The sequence below is a fragment of the Roseateles asaccharophilus genome (genome assembly GCF_004362405.1).
GTDB lineage: Bacteria > Pseudomonadota > Gammaproteobacteria > Burkholderiales > Burkholderiaceae_C > Kinneretia > Kinneretia asaccharophila.
Genome location: NZ_SNXE01000014.1, coordinates 1 through 16,460, shown reverse-complemented (window position 1 = coordinate 16,460; position 16,460 = coordinate 1). Strand labels below are relative to the sequence as shown.

General features: G+C 69.5%; 16 protein-coding genes. 4 read left to right on the top strand and 12 right to left on the bottom strand.

Annotated elements, in window-relative coordinates:
• Nucleotides 1–3 precede the first annotated feature (3 nt).
• The 11 genes from DFR39_RS19345 to DFR39_RS19295 all read right to left on the bottom strand — a co-directional run bounded on the left by DFR39_RS19345 (nt 4) and on the right by DFR39_RS19295 (nt 13,066).
• Nucleotides 4–1,374, bottom strand: coding sequence for a BatD family protein (locus DFR39_RS19345; protein WP_133605488.1), 1,371 nt, complete (start codon nt 1,372–1,374; stop codon nt 4–6).
• Nucleotides 1,371–3,020, bottom strand: a complete 1,650-nt coding sequence (locus DFR39_RS20440) for a VWA domain-containing protein (protein ID WP_133605487.1) — start codon at nt 3,018–3,020, stop codon at nt 1,371–1,373. Before DFR39_RS20440 ends, DFR39_RS19345 begins: the two co-directional genes overlap by 4 nt.
• On the bottom strand, nt 3,013–4,068 hold the full coding sequence (locus DFR39_RS19335; protein WP_133605486.1) for a VWA domain-containing protein: 1,056 nt from the start codon (nt 4,066–4,068) through the stop codon (nt 3,013–3,015). Before DFR39_RS19335 ends, DFR39_RS20440 begins: the two co-directional genes overlap by 8 nt.
• Nucleotides 4,065–4,622 (bottom strand): DUF4381 domain-containing protein, encoded by a 558-nt coding sequence (locus tag DFR39_RS19330; protein WP_133605485.1) that lies wholly within the window; start codon nt 4,620–4,622, stop codon nt 4,065–4,067. The genes DFR39_RS19335 and DFR39_RS19330 overlap by 4 nt, the downstream gene beginning before the upstream one ends.
• Nucleotides 4,623–4,639: 17 nt before the next feature.
• On the bottom strand, nt 4,640–5,650 hold the full coding sequence (locus DFR39_RS19325; protein WP_133605484.1) for a DUF58 domain-containing protein: 1,011 nt from the start codon (nt 5,648–5,650) through the stop codon (nt 4,640–4,642).
• Nucleotides 5,647–6,669, bottom strand: a complete 1,023-nt coding sequence (locus DFR39_RS19320) for an AAA family ATPase (RefSeq protein ID WP_246030906.1) — start codon at nt 6,667–6,669, stop codon at nt 5,647–5,649. Before DFR39_RS19320 ends, DFR39_RS19325 begins: the two co-directional genes overlap by 4 nt.
• Nucleotides 6,666–8,219 carry an arylsulfatase gene (locus tag DFR39_RS19315; protein WP_133605483.1) on the bottom strand — a complete coding sequence of 518 codons (1,554 nt, stop codon included), beginning with the start codon at nt 8,217–8,219 and terminating at the stop codon, nt 6,666–6,668. The genes DFR39_RS19320 and DFR39_RS19315 overlap by 4 nt, the downstream gene beginning before the upstream one ends.
• Nucleotides 8,220–8,262: 43 nt before the next feature.
• Nucleotides 8,263–9,537, bottom strand: coding sequence for an anaerobic sulfatase maturase (locus DFR39_RS19310; protein ID WP_246030905.1), 1,275 nt, complete (start codon nt 9,535–9,537; stop codon nt 8,263–8,265).
• Complete coding sequence (locus tag DFR39_RS19305; protein ID WP_133605482.1) at nt 9,530–10,000, bottom strand: DUF2541 family protein; 471 nt, start codon at nt 9,998–10,000, stop codon at nt 9,530–9,532. Before DFR39_RS19305 ends, DFR39_RS19310 begins: the two co-directional genes overlap by 8 nt.
• Nucleotides 10,001–10,054: 54 nt before the next feature.
• Nucleotides 10,055–11,488, bottom strand: coding sequence for a hypothetical protein (locus tag DFR39_RS19300; RefSeq protein WP_133605481.1), 1,434 nt, complete (start codon nt 11,486–11,488; stop codon nt 10,055–10,057).
• Nucleotides 11,489–11,806: 318 nt separating this feature from the next.
• Nucleotides 11,807–13,066 (bottom strand): glycosyltransferase family 4 protein, encoded by a 1,260-nt coding sequence (locus DFR39_RS19295; RefSeq protein WP_133605480.1) that lies wholly within the window; start codon nt 13,064–13,066, stop codon nt 11,807–11,809.
• Between the two features lie 207 nt (nt 13,067–13,273).
• On the opposite strand from DFR39_RS19295, the gene DFR39_RS19290 reads away from it, so the two are divergent.
• A complete protein-coding gene (locus DFR39_RS19290) occupies nt 13,274–13,888 on the top strand; it encodes a hypothetical protein (RefSeq protein WP_133605479.1) in 615 nt (204 codons plus the stop codon).
• 132 nt (nt 13,889–14,020) lie between these two features.
• Nucleotides 14,021–14,515 (top strand): GNAT family N-acetyltransferase, encoded by a 495-nt coding sequence (locus tag DFR39_RS19285; RefSeq protein ID WP_133605478.1) that lies wholly within the window; start codon nt 14,021–14,023, stop codon nt 14,513–14,515.
• 31 nt (nt 14,516–14,546) lie between these two features.
• Here the strand turns inward: DFR39_RS19285 and DFR39_RS20475 are convergent, their stop codons facing one another.
• The gene (locus DFR39_RS20475; protein WP_133605477.1) at nt 14,547–15,098 is read right to left on the bottom strand and encodes a phage integrase N-terminal SAM-like domain-containing protein; all 552 of its coding nucleotides are present in this window, start codon (nt 15,096–15,098) and stop codon (nt 14,547–14,549) included.
• 213 nt (nt 15,099–15,311) lie between these two features.
• On the opposite strand from DFR39_RS20475, the gene DFR39_RS19275 reads away from it, so the two are divergent.
• Together DFR39_RS19275 and DFR39_RS19270 are read left to right on the top strand one after the other, a co-directional pair.
• Nucleotides 15,312–15,767: an NUDIX domain-containing protein gene (locus tag DFR39_RS19275; protein ID WP_162849593.1), complete on the top strand. Its 456-nt coding sequence runs from the start codon at nt 15,312–15,314 to the stop codon at nt 15,765–15,767.
• Between the two features lie 119 nt (nt 15,768–15,886).
• Complete coding sequence (locus tag DFR39_RS19270) at nt 15,887–16,246, top strand: hypothetical protein (RefSeq protein WP_133605475.1); 360 nt, start codon at nt 15,887–15,889, stop codon at nt 16,244–16,246.
• Nucleotides 16,247–16,460: the final 214 nt, after the last annotated feature.

Here is a 16,460-nt window from a genome sequence, read left to right as displayed (position 1 = left end):
GACTCAGGGGTGCAAAGTGGGCAGGGCGGCCTGGGCCGCACGGGCGCGCCGCTCGGCGTCATGGCGCAGGGCGCTGAGGGCTTGCCACAGGGCCTGGCCCCGCCAGGGGCCGGCCTCGGCGGGCCGGGCGGCGAAGCGCAGTCGCTCCAACTGCTCCAGGGCCTGGGCCAGGGCGGCGTCCTGGCGCCAGAGAGACGCTTCCGCCGGTGGCAGGCCTTGCAGCCAGGCCGCCAGGCTGGTTTCCGCCTCATCGGCCAGGCCCCGCCGGCAGGCCCGGCGCAGGCGTCGCCACAGCCGGGACGGCTCCGGGACGCCCTGGATGGGGGCCGGGTCTTGCCCATGCCGGTGGCGCCGCCGGGCCAGCGCCGCCGCGGTGGCGGCTGCCAGCAGGGCGGCCAGGCCCAGGGCCGGCATCAGGGCGTTCGCCACGGCGCCGGATTCGGGCTCGGAGGCTGGCTCGGCACTGGGCAGGGCAAAGGGATCGGCGCGCTCCTGGGCGGCGCGCACCGCCAGCACGCGCCCCTCCAGCCGGCTGACGCGGCGCCGCCGCGCCTGCAGATCCCACCACACCAGCTCCACCGCCGGCAGCTCGATGCGCCCGGCCTGCTCCAGGGTGTAGACGCCCTCGTGGCGCAGCGTCAGCAGGGCATTGGCGGCCGCATGGGCGCGCTGCTCCTGCACGCTGGCGGCCTGCACATGCAGGCGGGTGCCGGTGGCGGGGCCGAAGTCCGGCGTCGGCAACAGGGGGGAGCTGCTGTCGGTCAGCAGCACGATCTCGCGGCGCAGCAGATCGCCTACCTGCAGGTCCTGGGCGGGTGTGTCCTCGGGCCACCAGCGCTGGCGCAGCTCCAGCCGCCGTGCCGCGACAAAGGGCTGGATGTCCTCGGCCCCGGCCGGCACCCGCACCTGCAGAGTCAAGGGCGCGGGCGGGGGCAGGCGCTGCGGCTGGCCGCCGCCGGGATGCACCAAGAGGGGCTCCCCCAGGCTCACGCGGATCTCGCCCGGCTGCACCGGCAAGAGTCGGTAGCGGCGTATCAGGCCGGTCCAGCGCCGGCCGCCCAGCTCTTCGAAGCGGGAGTCGGGCGAGCCGCCCACCAGCTCAACCAGGGCGCCCTCGGCCGCCAGCGTGGTGGGAAACTCCACCGGGGCCTGGAACCAGCTGCTGACCCAGACCTCCAGGCTCAGCATCAGCACCTCACCCACCTCCAGTCCCTGGCTGCGCCCCTCCAGGCGCCAGCGCAGGCGCGCGGCGGGGGCGGCCTGGGCGCGGGCGGGCAGGGCTGGCAGTGCCAAGGGGCTCAGGCCGGCAGCCAGCAGGGTCAGCAGGCGGCGGCGTTGCAGCCGCAGGGGCGTGCTTGTGCGGCCACGGCTCATGGGCTGACCTCCTGGCGTGGTGGCGCGGTCTCGCGGGCCTGGATCTCGAACTTGCGCCGCAGAAAGCCCGCCGGGCTGGTGTCCAGGCGCTGCAGCCAGAGGCTGTTGATCTCGGCCTCGGTGAGCCGGCGCGGCGGCCCGGGCTTGCGGGCGCTGCGCTGGCCCGGCTCCTTGCCCTCGCGTTCGCCCTCGCCGGCCTGGGCGTCGCCATCGGGCGGAAGCTTGGGCTCGGGCGGGATCAGTCCGCGCACCCGTTCCCGGTCCTGCAGGGCCTCGGCCCAGCCGGGCAGGCGCAGCAAGGCCTGGTCGTAGGCGGCCACGGCCTCTTCATACAGGCCCTGGCGGGCCAGGGCCTGGGCCTGGTTGAACCAGGCAGCGGCCGAGTCCACGCGGGCGAAGTCTTGCGCGGCCTGGGCCCACTGGCCGGCGCGCGCGTGGGCCAGACCGCGCCAGAAGGGATCGGTGAAATGCCGGGCCGCCCGCGCCGGGTCTCCGCGCTCCAGCCACCAGCGGCCCTGCTGGTCGGGCGTGAGCCACCAGCTCATGAAGCGCTGGCTCCAGCTCGATGTGTTCGGGGCCTGGGCCCAGGCCGGCGAGGGCTGGCCACCCAGCACCAGCAGCAGGGCTAGCAGCCAGGCGGCCTGCGCCTGCAGCACCCAGCCGCGGCGCAGCGAGAACAGCAGGGCAAGCAGTCCCGGCCAGATGAACCAGGGCCCGCGGTCCAGCCAGCGCCGCGAGCTGTCCTCCTCCTGGGCCTGGGCGCGGTGGCTGGCGATCAGGGCCTGGATGCGCTGCAGATCGGTATCGTCCTGGCTGAGGCTGATCAGGGCGGCGCCGCTGCGCTCGCGCAGGGCCTTGAGCCCCGCCACATCCAGCCGCGCGCTGCGCGAGCGGCCCTGGGCATCGGTGATGAGCCGCCCCTCCTCGTCGCGCAGCGGTCCGCCCTCGGCTGTGCCCAGGGCCCAGACCAGCAGGCGCTGGCGCGAGCCCTGGATCAGCTGGGCCGCGGGGGCCAGATCGCTGGCCGGCCAGTCGGCGGTCAGAAAGAGCACGCTGCCCGGCACCGGGCTGCGCTCCAGCCACTGCAGGGCCAGGGCCAGGGCCCGTGCCGGGGCCTGGCCCGGCGTGGGCATCAGGGGCGTGGACAGGGCGTCCAGATAGTCCAGCAGCACCTGCCGGTCCTTGGTGGGCGGCAGCACCAGATGGGCGCTGCCGGCATAGACCAGCAGGCCGGTGGGTGCATCGCCGCGCTGGGCCAGCAGCTGGCGCAGCTTGTCGCGCGCCCGGTCCAGGCGCCGCGGCGGCAGGTCCACCGCGTCCATGGCCTCGGACAGGTCCAGCGCGATCATCAGCGGGGCCGCCTCCTGGGCAAAGGGCGCGGGCTCGCGCTCCCAGGCCGGCCCGGCCCAGGCGATGCAGAAACAGGCCAGGGCCAGGGCCAGGGTGTCGGCCGGGCGCAGCCAGGCGCGGCGCCCGCCGCGCAGCAGCAGATGCGGCAGCAGATGCTCGGCAATCACGCCGCGCGGCACGGCGCTGGCGGATTCGCGCCGGCCCCATAGGGGCAGCAGCAGGATGGGCAGCAGGGCCCACAAGGCCTCGGGACGCAGCCAGTGCAGGGGCAGCAGGGCTCCGAACATCTCAGCCATGGGCCAGCTCCCGGCGCTCGCGGCGCGCCGCCCAGGCGCTGGCAATCAGGCTCTGCAGCACATGGGCGCCCAGCAGCAGCAGCGCGGCGCCCAGGGGCCAGTGGAACAGGGGGCGGCGTGGCCGGGCCGACAGAGTCTCGTGATCGCGCGGTTCCAGCGCATCCAGCTCGGCATAGATGGCGCGCAGGCCCTCGCGGTCGCTGGCCTGGTAGGCCTTGCCGCCGGTGGCCTCGGCCCAGGCGCGCAGGCCGGCCAGATCGGCCTCTTCGCCGGCCTTGGCCGCGGCGCTGCCTATGGCCACGGTGTAGAGGCGCACGCCGCGCTGGGCCGCGATCTCGGCGGCCTTGGCCGGGGGCACGCGGCTGCCGGTATCGCGCCCATCGGTCAGCAGCACCAGGGTGCGCTGCCGGGCCTGCGATTCCTCGAACACCCGCAGGGCGAGGCCGATGGCGTCGCCAATCATGGTGCGCGAGCCGGCCATGCCGATGCGCGATTCGGCCAGCAGGGCCCGCACCGTGTCGTGGTCCAGGGTGAAGGGAACCTGCACATAGGCCTGCTGCCCGAAGACCAGCAGGCCGATGCGATCGGCGCTGCGACGCTGCAGAAACTCCTCGCTCACCTCCCGCAGCACGCTCAGCCGGTCCTGGGGGCGGCCCTGGGCATCGCGGAAGTCGGTGGTTCGCATGGAGGGCGAGAGGTCCACGGCCAGCAGCCAGTCGCGGGTGGGCTTGGTGCGGGTGATGGGCGGCTCCACCCACTGCGGCTGCATGGCGGCCAGCACCGCGGCCGTCCAGGCCAGGCCCAGCAGCAGCCAGGCCGCGAGGCCATGGGGCAGCACCACGGCGCCGCTGCGCGGCTTCTGGCCGCTGCCCTGCACCGCCAGTTCGAAGAAGGGCACGCGCAGGGCCGTGCGGCGGCTGCGATGCGGCGGCAGCAAGGGCATCAGCAGGCCCAGGGGCCAGAGCAGGGCGGCCCAGGGCAGGGCCCACTCCAGCTGGCTCAGCAGGCCCAGCAGCTCGGCCGGGCTGAAGCTGGTGGGCAGGCTCATGCGGCGGGCTCCGGCGGCCGGTGCTCGTGGATCCAGCGCTCGATCAGGGCCAGCAGCCCGTCCAGCTCCGGCCAGGGCAGGGCGCTCTCGGGCAGATAGGCCCAGTCACCCAGACGGCGGCCGGCGCCGCGCTCGAAGGCCGCGTCGGCGCCGGGCAGGCTGCGGTCCAGCCAGCGCGCCCAGTCCGGCCCTTGCAGCGGCGCGATCTGCTCGCGCGGCGCGTGGGCCAGGGCCAGGCGCCGCACCAGGGCGGGCAGTTCGCGGGCGGCAGCCAGGCGCTGCGCGGGCGCGGTCTGGCCGGACTTCAGCAGCACGCGCAGCTGCTGCAGGCGTCTTGCCGCGAGACGGCGGTAACGGCGCGCCTGCCAGCGCTGCCAGGCCCGCCAGCCCAGCCAGGCGCCCAGCAGGAGCAGGGCCGCGGCCAGCACGGCCCAGCCCACGGTCTGGGGCATCCAGCTCGGGGGTGCGGGCTCCAGCAGGGGGTGCAGCTTCTCCAGGGCCGCGGAGGCGGCGGCTTCGGCGGGGGCGGGCAGGGGGGCACGCGCGGACGTCATGGGCAGGCGGGCATTCCTCAGAGCCGCGCCGCCGAGGGCGGGGTCTTGTCCAGGCCGCGCGCCAGCTGCAGCAGGGCGGGCTCGGTATTGAGCAGGGGCAGAACGGCGCAGCCCAGCTCGGCGCGCAGGCCGCGCAGGCGTTCGCTGCGCTCCCGGGCCAGGGTGGCCAGGCCCTCGATGACGCGGCGGTCGCCATGGTCTATGGGCAGCTGGGCCTGGCCGTCGCTGACCACCAGGCGCACGCCTTGCGTGGTGGTGCTGGCGTCTTCCCAGATGGGCAGCAGCACCAGATCGTTGTGACGGGCCAGTTCCAGCAGCAGGGAGCGGCTGCGCTCGCCCAGGCCGTCAAAGTCGGAAAAGATCGCGATCACCGCGTCGCGCGGCGCCTGCTGCACCAGGCGCTGCAGGGCGGCATCCAGCTGGGCGGGGGCGGGCGGCACCGGGCTGTCGGCCCGCAGGGCATGGTTGCGGCTGCGCAGGCGTTCCAGAAACTGCAGCAGGGAGCGCCGCCCGCGGCCGGGCATGACCTCGTCCAGGCCGTCGTCGGCGATCACCAGTCCGCCCACGCGATCGCCGCCGGCCAGGGCGCGCCAGCCCCAGACGGCGGCGGCCTCGGCCGCCACCACGGAGCGCAGCGAGCCGCGGCGGGCGAAGAACATGGAGATGCGCTGATCCGCCACCAGCCAGGTGGGGCGGTCACGCTCCTCGGCATAGACCCGCACATGGGTGCGGCCGGTGCGGGCGCTGGCGCGCCAGTCTATGGTGCGGGTGTCGTCGCCGGGCTGGTACTGGCGCAGCTCGATGAAGTCCAGGCCGCGGCCGCGCACACGCGAGCGGTGCCGGCCGGCCAGGAGGCTACGGGCCGAGGCCTGCTGCGGCGGCCAGCGCACCCGGCGCGCCGCGAACTCCAGACCCAGCAGCTGCTGCCAGTCCAGATAGACGCCCGCGGCTGCGGGAGCGGGTTCGGCCGCGCTGGTGCGGCGCCAGGGCCAGAAGCTGCGCGGGCCGGCCATGGCGCCCTCGCTCATGGTGCGGCGACGGCGGCCAGCAGGCGGTCCACCACCTGATCGGCCTGCACGCCGGCCGCCAGGGCCTCGTGGCTGAGCAGCAGGCGGTGGCGCAGACAGGCGTGGGCCACGGCGCGCACATTGTCCGGGCCGACGAAGTCGCGACCCTGCAGCCAGGCATGGGCGCGGGCACAGCGGTCCAGGGCGATGGTGCCGCGCGGGCTGGCGCCCACCTCGATCCAGCGCCCCACATCCTCGCCCACGCTGGCGGGTTCGCGCGTGGCCTGGACCAGGTCCACGATATAGCGCTCGATGGCCTCGGCCACATGCATGGCATGCACGCCGCGGCGGGCCTGGGCCAGATGATCCAGGGCCGAACCCTGGGCCTGCGGCGCGGGCGCGGGGCTGGAAGTCGGGCCGGTAGGGCCGGCGGGTGCGGCCGCCAGCTTGGCCCCCTCCTCGGCGCGCACCAGGCGCATGATGTCGCCCTCGGCCTCGCGGCCGGCGTAGCCGATCACCACCTTCATCAGGAAGCGGTCTGTCTGCGCCTCGGGCAGGGGGTAGGTGCCCTCCTGCTCGATGGGGTTCTGCGTGGCCATGACCAGAAAGGGCTGGGGCAGGCGGTGGGTCTGGCCCGCCACCGTGACCTGGCGCTCTTCCATGGCCTCCAGCAGGGCGGACTGCACCTTGGCCGGGGCGCGGTTGATCTCGTCGGCCAGCACCAGGGGCGCAAAGACCGGGCCGGGCTGGAACACGAAGCGCGAGCCCTCGGGGCCGCCCTGGTGGTAGACCTCGGCGCCCACCAGATCGGAGGGCAGCAGGTCCGGCGTGAACTGGATGCGTGCCAGCGGCGCACGCAGCTCACGACCCAGGGCCTTGATGGCCCGGGTCTTGGCCAGGCCCGGCAGGCCTTCGAGCAGCACATGGCCGTCGGCCAGCAGGGCCATCAGCAGGGCCTCGATGACCGCCGGCTGGCCGATCACCGCCTCGCCCAGCCGCTCACGCAGCTGGGCGAACGCCGCCTTGGCGTCCTGACTCAATCCAGGCCTCGCGTATCACCCATGCGCAGGGTGCCGCTCTTCTGGCGCGGCTTGCACTCCTGGAAGCTGGCCATATGGGCGCCCACGGTGTCCTGGATCAGGCCACCCAGGGCCACGCCCATCTTCATGGCCAGGTCGTTGCTCTTCTGGCCGCCATGGCGCTCGAAGGGGTCCATGCGCAGGTTGTAGACCAGGGAGCTGGGCTTGTGATAGTCGAAGAAGCCCTCGCGGGTCTGGAAGTGCGACTTCCAGGGGCCCACGCGCACCGCGGTCATATTGTTCTCGTCGTAATAGATCAGGGAGTTGCGGGCCGAGGGCACGTTGCCTGTCCAGTGGGCGAGGTTGTCCACGCCGTCGATGCAGACCTTGTCGCGGGCCTTGAGCTTGCCGCGCACATCGCCATAGCCGGCCGCGGCGGCCAGGGTGGTGAACATGTCCTCATGGGTCTGGATGCCGTTGGACACCTTGCCCTTGGGAATCTTGGCCGGCCAGCGCACCAGCATGGGCACGCGCACGCCGCCCTCCCAGGTGCTGGCCTTTTCGCCGCGGAAGGGGGTGGAGCCGGCGTCCGGCCACCAGGAGACCATGGCGCCGTTGTCGGTGGTGTAGACCACGATGGTGTTCTCGGCGATCTTCAAATCGTCCAGATGCTTGAGCAGCTGACCCACATGGCCGTCATGCTCCATCAGGCCGCTGCCATAGACATCGAACTCGCTGGAGATGTCGCTGGCCAGGTGCTTGGAGCCCGGCTTCAGATGGGTGTAGATGTGCATGCGGCTGGGATTGAACCAGGCCAGGAAGGGCTGCTTGGCCTGGGTCGCATTGCTGATGAACTTCTTGGTGCGGTCCAGGAATTCCTCGTCCACGGTCTCCATGCGCTGGGTGGTCAGCGGGCCGGTGTCCTTGACCTTCTGCTTGCCCACCTTGCCGAAGCGCGGATCGACCGTGGCATCGTCTTCCTGCGTGGCCACGGAGTCGATCACGCCGCGCGGACGGTAGCGCTGGTTGAAGCCGGGGTCCTTGTTCCACATGCGCAGCTCGGGCTCTTCTTCCGAGTTGAGGTGGTAGAGGTTGCCGTAGAACTCGTCAAAGCCATTGACCGTGGGCAGGTGGCTGTTGCGGTCGCCCAGATGGTTCTTGCCGAACTGGCCGGTGCGGTAGCCCAGCTCCTTGAGCACCTTGCCCAGGGTGGGGTCGCGCTGGTCTATGCCCACGGGCGAGCCCGGCAGGCCCACGGTGGTCATGCCGGTGCGGATGGGCAGCTGGCCGGTGATGAAGGCCGCACGACCCGCGGTGGAGCTGGGGTGGGCGTAGTGATCGGTGAAGAGGATGCCCTCGCGCGCGATGCGGTCGATATTGGGCGTGGGCACCATCATGCCGTGGCTGTAGGCGCCCACGTTCCAGTAGCCCACATCGTCGGCCATGATGACCAGGATGTTGGGGCGCTGAGCGTTCTGCTGCGCCAGTGCCGGCGCGGCGATGCCCGCACTGCTGGCGGCGACGGCCGCCGCGATTGCGGCACGGCGCCATTGGGGACGGTTCTGGGTCATGCGGGCCTCCTATCGGTGTGGTGATGCATGGGTTGTAGTGCTGTCAGCGGCCCAGCCGCTGACGTATGACAGGCATGTCCTTCTGGACCTGGGCGTAGAAGCGCTTGAGCCCTTCGCAGAGGTAGTTCAGGCCAGCTGTGCCATCCGGGGTGGTGATCAATCGGTTCTTGGGGCACTCGCCCCAGCACAGGGCGAGCTGGGGGCAGCCGCGGCAGTAGTCGGGCAGGGTGTCGCGCTTGGCCAGGCCAAAGGCGATCTGCTTCTTGGAGAAAGCCAGATCGCCCTCGTGGGTGTCGCGGATATTGCCCAGCTTGTACTCGGGGTAGACGAAGTGGTCGCAGCTGTAGAGGCTGCCGTCATGTTCCAGGGCCATGCCCTTGCCGCAGATGGGCGCGCTGGTGCACATCTGGGCCGGCAGGCCCAGGGACTGGGCCACGGCGCTCTCGAACACATTCACATGCACGCGGCCGAAGTCGCGGGCCAGCCACTCGCGCCAGATGCTGCAGAGGAACTCGCCGTAGTCGCGCGCATCCACCGACCATTCGGTGACGATGGACAGGGGATGGTCGGGCCGGGTGCGCGGGCTGCCCAGGCGCGGGGCCGCGGCGTCCTTGAGCGCGGGGCCCTGCTGCTTGAAGCTGCGCGGCTCCACGCAGGGCGTGAACTGGATGCGGTAGGTGCCGGGCACGCTGCTCAGAAAACGCCAGACCTCCAGGGGTTGGCGCGCCACATCGCGGTTGACCACGCAGAGCAGGGCAAAGGGCACCTCGTGCTCGGCCAGCAGGCGTGCGGCCTGCATGACCTTGTCGAAGGTGGGCGTGCCGCCCTTGGTGGGGCGGTACTTGTCGTGCAGTGCCTGCGGCCCGTCCAGGCTCAGGCCCACATGAAAGCCATGCTGCTTGAGAAAGCGCGCCCAGCTCTCGTCCAGCAGGGTGCCGTTGGTCTGCAGATCGTTCTCGATGCGCTGGCCCGGCTTGCGAAAGCGCGCCTGCAGGGCCACGACCTTCTCGAAGAAGCCCAGGCCCATGACCGTGGGCTCGCCGCCCTGCCAGGAGAAGACCACCTCGTCCCCGGTCTGGGCCTCGATGTACTGGCGGATGTGCTGCTCCAGCAGGTCCGCGGCCATGCGGGCATTGGGCTCATGGCCCAGCAGCTCGGTCTTGTGCAGATAGAAGCAGTAGGGGCAGTCCAGATTGCACAGCGCCCCCGCCGGCTTGATCATGGTGTGGAAGCGGTACTGCCGGCCCGCCGGTAGCGGCGGTAGCTGGCACTGCGGCCCCGCCGCCTTCTGTTCTTCAATGGAAAGAGATTCAGCCACGCGCCCACACCTGTACCGTTGCGCGCTCCTTGGCGCCCAAGGGGGTCTTGTACCAAAAAATGATGCTGTCTATGAAACGGCGCTCGCCCGGCAGATCGATGATGCGGGTCGCACCACCGCGCTCGATGAACTGGCGCACCTCGATCTCGCGGGTCTCGCCATTACGGAAGCGGATGCGCAGATTGAGCATCTCCACCGGCGCGTTGAAGACGCGCAGCCGGATGGCGCTATAGGCCCGGTCGGCGCGCACGCGGATCTCGTCGCGATCGACGGCGCGACGCGCCTGTGTCTCAGCCAGCTTGCGCCAGCCGCGGCCGGGGCGGCCACCGATGCGAAAGCCCTCGTCATCGTCATCGGCCCAGGCGCCCAGGGGCAGGAGCAGGCCGGCGCTCAGGCCGAGCAGGCAATGGCGACGCGTAGGGCCACCCATGGTGGCCCCGGGTGCTGACACGCGCTGGGGCATGGGCTTGCTCCTTTTGTCTTGGGGACGGTAAAGGGAGGCGCGCGGCGCGCCTCCTCAGTAGCTCGCCGTCAGACCCAGGCCCAGCGTGGTCCAGTTGCTGGTGCCCTGTGGGGCAATGGCCTTGAGGCCGGCGCCCGGCATATTGCGGGCGGCAAAGGCGGTGAGCACCAGCTTGGGCGTGAAGAGGTGGACGTACTGCAGGTAGAGCTCGTTGGAGAGCTTTTTGTGCGGCACGCCCACCAGCAGGCCGGTGTTGGTGAAGCGAACGCCCTGGCCGAACTGCACCGCGCTGTTGAGCTGGTCGGCCGAGGCGCGCACGTACTGCAGCTGCACGATGTCCTGCTGGGACAGGTAGGCGTCGATGATGAAGCGCTGGGCGCGCAGATTGGCGTTCAGCCAGGAGTAGGCGCCGTTGGCACCGAACCACCAGTTGTCCAGACCATTGCCCCAGAACATGGGGTCGAAGCGCTCGTAGGTCTGGGTGCCCGGCTTGTCGCCCGAGAAGCGCGCCACGTGGTAGCTGAACTTGGGTGCGAAGGGCAAGGTCTGACCCCACCAGCTGGCGCCCAGCAGCCAGGCCTCGGCCCGCATGGGGTCGCGGCGGCCGTTGGCGCGGGTGATGGTGTTGCGCTGCTGCGCAAACTCGGCACGCAGACCCAGGGTCGGGATGCCCGGCACCAGACCGGTGATGTCGGCCCAGCCATGCCAGGTGTCCAGATCCTTGCGGCCGTTCTCGATGAAGGCCAGCGGTGCCAGATCACCCGGGTAGATGGAGGTGGAGCGGGGCACGGTGAACCAGGACAGCCCGGCCTTGCCCATCTTCGGGCGGGCCCACTCCAGGGCCAGGCCCTGCACACGGGTGTCGGTCCTGGCCTCGGGCGCCTCGTCGGGCTCCAGCGAGAAGGCCGTGCCGGTGAACTCGCCGTAGCCGGCCTTTGCCAGCAGGCTGCGGCCCCAGACCTTGCGGGGGGTGGAGGCGCCCGCGCCCCAGGAGAAGCCGTTGGCAGAGCCAGCCGTGAGCAGCATGCCGGTGCCCAGGGTGTAGGGCTGGCGACCGATGGAGAGGTCGTAGCGCAGGCCCTCACTCTGGCCGCGCAAGCCGACCATGGCCGAGCCAAAGCGCACCGCGCCCTGGTCCTTGTAGTCGAAGGCATCGGCATCGAGGGTCTGGCTGGCCCCCACGGAGAGGGCGCCGTAAAGCTCGGCACCGCCGCCCAGCTTGCTGCGGCCGTTGAGCTTGGGCTGCACCCACAACTCGCCGAAGCCGCGCTTCTTGTCAAAAGAGGGGGCGGAGCTGGCGGCCAGATTCCACCAGGTGCCGCTCATGGAGTAGTAGAAGAGGTTGGCATCGATCCCGGCCTCCAGCGAGCTCTCGCCGGACTGCCAGGACCAGGCGGGCGGAGTCTGCTGGGCCTGGCTGGCCTGGCTGAACGCCAGCGCGGCCAGGGCCAGGGTCAGTGCCGTGCGGCGGGTGGGAGTGCGGAGCATCTTCATCATCCAGGTTCGCGATCAAACAGGGGCACGTTAGTGCATGCCATCACCCTTGCCTAGCCCTGCTACGCAAGGATGATGGAAACGCTACAGAGCAATCCCTAGGATTGGAGCCGCCGCTTGCGCGCCCGAGATGCCGGTGCCAGCGGGCTTCCGGCGTTCCACACCGGCCTGGCTTCATCAGGCTGAGGCCGGCGAGGGCTCATGCTTACCCTCCAAGGAGGGAGGGGGCGGCACGCGATTCGTTGTTCGATATCCACAGCGTTGCGGTCTCAAAGACCTCAGCGGCTTTATGGGGTCAGGACTTGCCCGGATTCACGCGGCCAGGCGCGGGCTGGTGCGGGGGCGCACCGGCAGACTCTGGGCGTCCACCAGCCCCGTGTAGATGTTTTCCAGGGTGGCCACGATGCTGGACCAGGAGAGCTGCTCGGCGCGCTGGCGGGCCGCCACACCCATGGCCCGCAGGCCGCCGATATCGCCCGCCATCAGGCGCGCCAGACGCTGGAACTCCGCGGCATTGCCCAGGGGCGCGCGCCAGCCGTTCACGCCATTGCTCAGCAGCTGGCTGGCAGCGGCATAGTCGTAGGCCAGCACGGTCAGGCCGCTGGCCAGGGCCTCGGCCGTGACATTGCCGTAGGTCTCGGTGAGGCTGGGAAAGATGAAGAGATCGCCGCTGGCGTAGTGCGCGGCCAGGTCCTCGCCATGGCGCATGCCGGCAAAGATGGCGTCGGGCACCCGGGCCTGCAGCTCGCCACGCGAGGGGCCGTCGCCCACCAGGACCAGACGGGCGCGCGGCTGCACCTGGCGCAGCGCCTCGAAGGCCTCGATGAGGGCGGTCAGATTCTTCTCGGGGGCCAGCCGGCCCACATGCACGACCACCGGGTCCTGATCGGCCACGCCCCAGGCCGCGCGCAGGGCCGGGTTGCGGCGCTGCGGGCTGAAGAGCTGGGTGTCCACGCCCCGCGCCAGCACGCGCACGCCGTGAAAGCCCAGGCCTTCCAGTTCCTGGCGCAGGCCCGCGTCGGGCACCATGGTGCACTGGGTCTTGTTGTGGAACTTGCGCAGATAGACCAGGATGGGCTTGTTCAGCCAGCCTATGCCGTAGTGCTTGCTGTAGGCGTGGAAATTGGTGCGGAAGTCCGAGCAGATGGGCAGCTTCAGATAGCTGGCGGCCTGCAGCGCGCTCCATCCCAGCGGGCCCTCGGTGGCGATGTGAACCACGTCCGGCCGGCGCAGGGTCCAGAGCTGTACCAGGCTGCGCTTGGAGGCCACGCCCATGCGCAGATGCGGATAGCGCGGGATGGGCAGGCCGCGCATCAGCACCTCCTGGAAATCGGCGCCTGCCTCCCCGCTTTCCAGCGCGCCCTGCTCGCCGGGCCGCTGACGCGGGCGCAGCAGCTGCACCGCATGGTTGCGTTCGCGCAGGCCCTCCACCACGCAGGCCACGGTGCGCGCGACGCCATTGACCTCGGGCGGATAGGTTTCGCTGACCATGGCCACGCGCAGGGAGCGCCGCAGCGGCGGGATCTCGTCGACCTCGACCTCGATCTCGGGGGACTGGGCAAGCGGCTTCATGCCTGCATGCTCGCAAGCGAATAAGGCAATACGGTGACGGCGCGGGCCTGGTCCCCGCGTCACCGTTGCGTCATGCTGGCGCTTCACCATCCGGTCACGGGTGGCAAGCCCGGTCAGGCTTTCGGCTCGGCTCATCGGCCGGTGTGTAGGTGTGACCGTCGCTGCCTGCCTCCTGCTACTTGTCTGTGCCAACTCTCAGGAGCCCATGTGAAGACGGACTTTCTGCAAGCGCTCGCCATCCAGCGCTGGGACGATCACCGCTATTACCACCACAGCCGCATCAACCAGAGCCTGCACCTGCTCAGCGCCATCAGCTTTGTGGTGGCTTATGGCCTGCTGTTCATCGACCCGCCCCTGGCCGCCCTGCTGGCCTGGCTGGTCTCCATGAGCAGCCGCCAGGCCGGCCACTTCTTCTTCGAGCCCAAGGGCTATGACCATGTGAACCAGGCCACCCACGAGCACAAGGAAGAGATCAAGGTGGGCTACAACCTGCGCCGCAAGGTGGTGCTGATGGCCCTGTGGGCCGGCTCGCCCCTGCTGCTGCTGGCCCAGCCCACGCTGTTCGGCGCCTTTGCAGCGCCGGCCGCCAACCTGATGGAGTTTGCCCGCCAGGTGGGCTGGATGTGGCTGTGGCTGGGCGTGGCCGGCCTGCTGTTCCGCACCGTGCATCTGTTCTTTCTGCAGGGCGTGCAGACCGGCCTGGTGTGGATGAGCAAGATCCTCACCGACCCCTTCCATGACATCATGCTCTACTACCGCGCACCCCTGCACCTGCTGCGCGGCGAACTGATCGACCCCATGGGGCATGTGCAGGCCCATTGAGACCTGAGCCGCGGCGAGTTGAAGCTGCCGCCCTGCCAAGCCCGCCTGCACGGCGGGCTTTCCTTTTTTCTTCTTTGCACCGGGCGCGACTGCTTGCAGCGCGCCCCAGTCTTGAGGTCCGCAACGCGACACATGGACATCCGCCACGCCACCCCTGAGGACCTGCCAGCCCTGAGTGAGCTGCGCAACTGGTACATCGCCAATTCCAATGCGACCTTCGATGTGGCGCCCCTGTCGGCCGAGGCCATGCAAGCCTGGTTCTCGCAGTTCGGGCGTGGCCCGCATCGCCTTCTAGTGGCCGAACAGGCGGGCGGGCTGTTGGGCTATTGCAGCAGCCAGCGCTATCGCGCCCATCAGGCCTTTGACACCACGGTAGAGACCAGCATCTACGCCCATCCCCAGGCGGCGCGCCGCGGCGTCGGATCGGCGCTCTACCAGGCCCTGTTCGAGGGTCTGGCCGGGCAGGGCCTGCATCGCGCCGTTGTCGGCATTGCCTTGCCCAACGCCGCCTCGCTGCGCCTGCACGAGAAGTTCGGCTTCCGGCCCGTGGGCGTCTTCAGCGAATACGCAACCAAGCACGGGCAATTCATCAGCTCGCAGTGGTTGGAGCGCGGCCTGTCGGCCTGAGTGCGACGGGCGAGGAGCCCATAGGAGCGACTCAACAAGCCAAACCCTTCGGCACAGGGGCCAGCATGTCCAGCGGGCTGCGCACGGCGCCGCCGCCCAGCTTGAGCACATGGGTGTAGATCGTGGTGGTGACCATATTCGAATGCCCCAGCAGCCGGCTCAGCCCTTCGACCGACGGCACGACGGGCAAGCGCCGCAGGGGGCGCGGGCGCCCGATCTCCTGCATCCAGGGCAGGTTGATGCCCAGCACCTTGCCGTAGAGAAAGCGCAGGGCCGACAGCGCCTGCTTGTGGGTGGACGGCGCCAGCCCGCGCTCGGCGGCCAGGTAGGACAGAAAGGCCTCCGCCTCCGGCCCGCCCATCTCGGCCGGGTGGCGCAAGCCATGCCGGCGAATGAAGGCACGGCACCAGAGAACGTAGACATCTTCGGTGCGGCGGCTGTAGTGCAGATAGCGTATGCGCTCGCGCAGCTGGTCCAGCAGCCGAACGGCCTGCAGCGGCGGCAGCTTGAGGGCGGAGCCCGCGGCCGCGGGCGGGCGCAGGGTGCCGCGCGCTGGAAAAGGGCCAGGAACTGATGGCAACATAGGGCCCTCCTGCACTCCGGCGAACACCAAGGCTGATGTAACAAGCTGCCGGACTTGCAGGCAAATTTAGTGCTGTATGAACATACAGCCAAATCCAGGGGGAACGTTTTGCATCAAGCACTTAGGGGCACGCCCGTGCCCGACGTTATGCAGCACTCGCCGACGTTAGGGCGCAGTGCCTGTCGCCCCATATCACGTTAGAGCGCAATACCCGTGAAACACAGAATCGCCGCTGGTGTGATCGTTGAAAACGAAGGGCGCATATTGCTTGTCCGCCATCAGAAGGTTGGCGAGTACGACTTTTGGGTTGCCCCCGGAGGTGGGGCATCGGACGGAGAAGACCTATTCGCCACAGCCAAGCGCGAGGCGTTTGAAGAATGTGGCTTACACGTCGAGCCGTTGCAGCTTGCGTACATCGAAGAGTTCTTCAACCCAAACACTCGGGAGTGCAAGGTTTGGTTTACCGGGCGCTTGGTCGGCGGCAGCCTTAACTGTTCGGCTCACGAAGCGGTTCGTGAACACATCGTTGAGGCGGCTTGGCTTTCCCGTTCAGAGTTGGCGGGTCGAACGGTTTTCCCGCCAATGCTCCATCATGAATACTGGCAAGACAAAGAACGGGGATTCGTTACTCCCCGTTACGTCGGCCTACGTGAAATGGCGTTTTACTGATGCAGTTCCTTTTCACCGCGCGCTCTAACAAGTCCGTCAACGGGACGCCAAAATGCTGCGCATTTTGGTTCCCTCCGCTGCGCTCCGGCGCCCGTTACGTCCAACGTTAGCCATTTCCCATGACACCGGAGCAAGAAGTTGCGAGAAAAAAGCGGGCTGTAAGGGCAGCGCAGCGAATGCTTACCGCTGAACTCGGCCTAGTCTATGGAGCCAAGCGGGTGCGAGAAGCCTTGTTTCATCTTGGAAGCGATGTCCCGAAGCGGTTTCCGGCCTTTGATTCCTTCTTGGATGCGATTCCTCTGGCGACTCCACTCGGGGAGCTTCGTCTCCTTTGCCAAGAAGCACTATTGCTCTCCAGCGATCGGATTCTCGCCGCCGTGGAGGCTGAATACAGGCAGTCATTGCTGCGGGAGTGCCTATCTGTGATCAATGTCTACGAATCTAGCGGCAAGCAAAATGTGCTTGCAGCAGAGGATTAGCGCTGCGAGTCATCAAATGGCTAACCCATCTTTCAACCGGACATGCTCCGGCGTGGCACCGCCGGGCGTCATTTCATTCTTGCCCGGCGGCGTCACTCTGTCGCCTGCCGGTTAACTCAAACGTTAGGCCTCTCATGTGCAATTCAGCCGAGTTTTGGTCCACTCTGCTTCTAGTGCCGCTGCTCGGCTGTTTCGCTCTCAACGTCGTGCTGCA